This is a genomic window from Arthrobacter sp. NPDC056691 (assembly GCF_042791415.1).
Taxonomy (GTDB): domain Bacteria; phylum Actinomycetota; class Actinomycetes; order Actinomycetales; family Micrococcaceae; genus Arthrobacter.
The window spans coordinates 1-4,285 of sequence record NZ_JBHTXX010000001.1 but is presented as its reverse complement, the minus strand read 5'-3'; the positions used below and the strand labels follow the sequence as shown (position 1 = coordinate 4,285).

At 66.7% G+C, this 4,285-nt stretch carries 5 protein-coding genes; 4 read left to right on the top strand and 1 reads right to left on the bottom strand.

The features are described 5' to 3' along the window. Window positions 1-197 precede the first annotated feature (197 nt). Complete coding sequence (locus ACFRAU_RS00025) at window positions 198-1,247, top strand: thioesterase domain-containing protein (protein WP_377998257.1); 1,050 nt, start codon at window positions 198-200, stop codon at window positions 1,245-1,247. Here ACFRAU_RS00025 and ACFRAU_RS00020 read toward each other — a convergent pair. Beyond that, window positions 1,244-2,074, bottom strand: coding sequence for an HAD-IIA family hydrolase (locus tag ACFRAU_RS00020; protein ID WP_377993799.1), 831 nt, complete (start codon window positions 2,072-2,074; stop codon window positions 1,244-1,246). The genes ACFRAU_RS00025 and ACFRAU_RS00020 overlap by 4 nt on opposite strands. 52 nt (window positions 2,075-2,126) lie before the next feature. Here ACFRAU_RS00020 and ACFRAU_RS00015 point away from each other — a divergent pair, with 52 nt between their 5' ends. The 3 genes from ACFRAU_RS00015 to ACFRAU_RS00005 all read left to right on the top strand — a co-directional run. Then, window positions 2,127-2,813 carry a TrmH family RNA methyltransferase gene (locus ACFRAU_RS00015; protein WP_377998256.1) on the top strand — a complete coding sequence of 229 codons (687 nt, stop codon included), beginning with the start codon at window positions 2,127-2,129 and terminating at the stop codon, window positions 2,811-2,813. A 131-nt stretch (window positions 2,814-2,944) separates the two neighbouring features. After that, window positions 2,945-3,877 carry a hypothetical protein gene (locus tag ACFRAU_RS00010; RefSeq protein WP_377998254.1) on the top strand — a complete coding sequence of 311 codons (933 nt, stop codon included), beginning with the start codon at window positions 2,945-2,947 and terminating at the stop codon, window positions 3,875-3,877. 187 nt (window positions 3,878-4,064) lie between these two features. Then, on the top strand, window positions 4,065-4,285 hold a 221-nt coding region (locus tag ACFRAU_RS00005), incomplete at its 3' end, for a class II fructose-bisphosphate aldolase (RefSeq protein WP_377998253.1).

The following is a 4,285-nucleotide window of genomic DNA, read 5'->3' as shown; positions in this document are numbered from 1 at the left end:
TTAATACCCCCCCCGTTACTTGTCCGCATACACAACGCCCCCGCGGGGCCGGGGCGTATCCGGGGCCCAAAAACCCGCCGGGGGCGCCCCCCGGGGGCACCCCCCCCCGCCGTCCGCTCCGCTTTTTGCCCCCAGGGCTCGGGTCCCAGCCACGGCCCGCTTGTGTTGCCCTGCCGGACTGTGCCTAGGGTAGTTCAGTGCCATATGAAGGGGCCGCCGGCCAGACGGGCCGGCAGAAGACGCCGGGCGCAGACGCTGCCCGGCTGCTTCGGCGCGCCGCAGACCTGAAGCGCTTTTCCCGCCGGACCTTCCTCACCGGAGCCGGCGCCTCCACCATCCTTGCCGCGGACATGCTGTTCACGAAGCAGGTGCAGGAGGAGCGGCAGGTCCACAAGATCCTCATGGTCGATGACGACTTCGCGCAGAGCTACTTCCCGCACGCCAGCTGGATCCTGTTCCCCGGCTACAAAACCAGCTGGGAGGAGGCCCAGTGGATCCTCAACTCGCTCCGCGGGAGCCTCCGGCTGCGGGGCCAGCTCGCGGCGGCCGGGTATTCGAACCTGGGCCTGGACATCGACCAGCTCGTGATCGCCGTGATCGAGCACGTCCGGGCGCACAACCTCACCACGCTCTACTTCTACGGCCACAGCTTCGGCGGCATGGTGGCCACGCAGGTGGCCGCCCGGCTGCTGGAGCTGCACGGCGTCAAGGTGGAGCTGATCGTGCTCGACTGCAGCCCCTACAGCAAGTTCGACGTGCTGGACCAGAGCTGGTTCGACGGCGTCGTGTTCCTGTACGAAAGCGGCTTCCGGATTCCCTCCGTGCTGCGCGGGGGCTACGAACTGGGGGAACGGGTGGTCCACAAGGACGAGCGGACGTGGCGGCAGATCCTGGACCAGACGCTGGAGCAGCTGTCCCCGATCGCCCCCTCAAGCGTGCTGATCCAGACCGAATCCGCCTACATTTACCACTTCGACGCGACGCGCTTCGCGGGCCAGATCGGGGATACCCGCATGGCCTACATCGGAAATCCGCGGGACCAGACGGTCAACTACCAGACGTCCCGTGATTCGTGGGCGCGCACGTTCGCCGCCAACATGGTCTCGGACGACCGGCAGACCACCGGGGCGCTGCCGGCGCACGCGAGCCCCGGCTGGAATCCGTTCGTGTACCGGCCCATCCTGGAGGACCTGGAGAACGAGATCTTCCCGCTGCCCGGAGGCGGCGGGAAGATGACCCCGTTCTAGATCTGGTTCTTGAGGTCCGCCACCGAGTTCAGCACCTGGTTGGGGCGGAACGGGTAGGAGGCGATTTCGTCGCGCTGCGTGATGCCGCTGAGTACCAGTACGGTGTGCAGCCCGGCCTCCATGCCCGCGATGATGTCGGTGTCCATGCGGTCGCCGATCATCGCGGTGGTCTCCGAGTGCGCGTCGATCTGGTTCATGGCCGAGCGGAACATCATGGGGTTCGGCTTGCCCACAATGTATGGTTCCCGGCCCGTCGCCTTGGTGATCAGCGCGGCGATGGCGCCGGTGGCGGGCATCGGACCCTCCTTGGACGGGCCGGTGGCGTCCGGGTTGGTGGCGATGAAGCGCGCACCGGCAAGGATCAGCCGGATCGCCATGGTGATCGCCTCGAAGGAGTACGTGCGGGTTTCACCGAGCACCACGAAGTCGGGGTTCTGGTCGGTGAGGATGAAGCCGGCCTCGTGGAGCGCCGTCGTCAGCCCTGCCTCTCCGATGGTGTACGCGCGGTTGCCCGAGTCCGACCCGTGCACCTGGTCCTTCAGGAACTGGGCCGTGGCCAGGGCCGACGTCCAGATGTTCTCCTCCGGGATTTCCAGGCCGGAGGCCCGCAGCCGGGCGGCGAGGTCGCGCGGCGTGAAGATCGAGTTGTTTGTGAGTACGAGGAAGCGCTTTGAGGTGTCCACCCAGCGCTGGATCAATTCCGCGGCCCCGGGGACGGCCTGGTTCTCATGTACCAGGACGCCGTCCATGTCGGTGAGCCAGCACTCAATCTCCTGGCCGCTGCGGTAGACGGCCGCCGATGTCTTTACCTTGTCCGCTTCTGCCATGTCATTCCTTCACCAAGATGTTTGCGTTCGGAGCCCAGTCTAGTGTTGAGGGGTGACGCAAACGCCCGGGACACCCGAACCCCAACCAGAACCATCCCAGCCAGACCAGAACGGGACCCCCGAGCAAAAGCCGGAGGTCGGCGTCGGGCCCTGGGAGGGTGAATGGCCGGCGGGCGACCACTGGGATCCCGACCTCCTGACCGACGGCGACCGGCGCAACGTCGTGGACAAGTACCGGTACTGGAAGCACGAGGCGATCGTCGCGGACCTGGACGCCAAACGGCATGACTTCCACATCGCCATCGAGAACTGGCAGCACGACCTCAACATCGGCACCGTGGTGCGCACCGCCAACGCGTTCCTCGCCAAGGAGGTCCATATCATCGGCCGACGGCGGTGGAACCGCCGCGGGGCAATGGTCACCGACCGCTACCAGCACGTCCGCCACCACCCCACCGTTGATGACTTCGTGGCCTGGGCACAGGGGGAGGGGCTGGCCATAATCGGGATCGACATCTTCCCAGACTCCGTGCCGCTGGAGACCTACGAGCTGCCGCAGAAATGCGTGCTGGTCTTCGGGCAGGAAGGCCCGGGGCTGACGCCCGAGGTGCATGCGGCGGCGGAGGCCACGCTGTCCATCGAGCAGTTCGGGTCCACCCGCTCCATCAACGCGGGCTCAGCCGCGGCGATCGCCATGCACGCCTGGGTGCGCCGTCACGTGTTCGGCCAGCACGTCTAACTCCCCGCCGAGATGGCACTTCACGGCAGTGTTCGCCGCGGTGACTGCCGTTAAGTGCCATCTCGATCCGGGTTCGGCCGCGGGGCTGTGGATAACTCCTGCGGCGCCCACTCGCACGGCGACAATGGAGCATGCACAGGGCGCCACTTCCCGAACACCTGACCCGCGGCTCGTTCTCCCTCCGTGCCTCGGACAAGGCAGGTGTCACCCGTACCAGCACCGAGGCCAAGGACCTTGCCACGGTTTCGCGGGGGATCCGGATGTACCTCGGCTCGCAGGCGTCCGGGCTCTCGGCCGTGCGCGCGTACACCGACCTTGACGACGCTTCAGTGCTTTCCCATGGATCGGCCGCTCGGGTGCTGGAGGCCGGCCTGCCTGGATGGCTCGAGAATGACTGGCGAATCCACGTGGCCCGGCGCCGCGGTTTCAGCGTGCCCCGCAGGGCAAACGTCGTGGGTCACCTCCTCACGCTGCTTCCTGATGAGGTGGTGGAGTACGACGGCGTCCGGCTCACCTCGCCTGCCCGCACGTGGCTGGACCTGGCCTCGCAGCTGAGCCTGGAGGAACTCGTCGTGGCAGGGGACTCGCTGGTGTGCTCACACGGGTCGGACTTCCCGCGGCCCCGCGAACCGAAATGCACCGTCGAGGACCTTCACGCCATGGTCGCGCGGCATCCTGGAATTCGGGGTGTGCGCAAGGCCCGGGCAGCCGTGGAGCTCATCAGGGTGGGTTCGGACTCCCAGCCCGAAACGAGGATGCGCCTGGCGATAGTCAACGGCGGCTTGCCCGAACCGGTCCTGAATTTCGTGTTGAGGAATGTGTACGGAGCCCCCGTGCTGTGGCCTGATGCCGCTTATCCCGCGCAACGCGTGGCGCTGCAGTACGAGGGCGCCCACCACAACGCCGCGGACCAGTACCTGAGGGATATCCGGCGAGCGGACATCGCCGCCGAGTACGGCTGGCTGGAGGTCCGCGTGTCAAGGTTCCACCTCACAGGCGACCGCCCCGCCGTCGTCAGCAAGGTCCGCGCAGCGTTGGAGAGCCGCGGCTGGTGCGCGAAGTGACAGTTCGCGGCAGTGTTCGCCGCGGGGACTGCCGTGAAGTGCCATCTCGGCAACAGCCGCAAGTGTTACCGGGCGGCGTGACGGTAAACACGGCCCCAGCGCAGAACTGGCTAGGATGGATCCTAGCCGACGAGGTTCACTCCAGGGTCAACGAAACCCGCAGACGAAATTCGATTTAGGAGTCAGCATGCCTATTGCAACCCCAGAGATCTATGCCGAGATGATCGACCGTGCCAAGAAGGGCGGCTTCGCGTTCCCGGCGGTCAACGTCACCTCCTCCCAGACGCTGAACGCGGCCCTGCGCGGCTTCGCTGAGGCCGAGTCTGACGGCATCGTGCAGGTTTCCACCGGCGGTGCGGCGTACTGGTCCGGCGCGTCCACGAAGGACATGGTTGCCGGTTCGCTGGG

Coding starts and splice junctions, on each gene's coding strand:
- ACFRAU_RS00010 (WP_377998254.1), top strand. CDS start 2,945: ATGCACAGGGCGCCACTTCCCGAACACCTGACCCGCGGCTCGTTCTCC.
- ACFRAU_RS00020 (WP_377993799.1), bottom strand. CDS start 2,074: ATGGCAGAAGCGGACAAGGTAAAGACATCGGCGGCCGTCTACCGCAGC.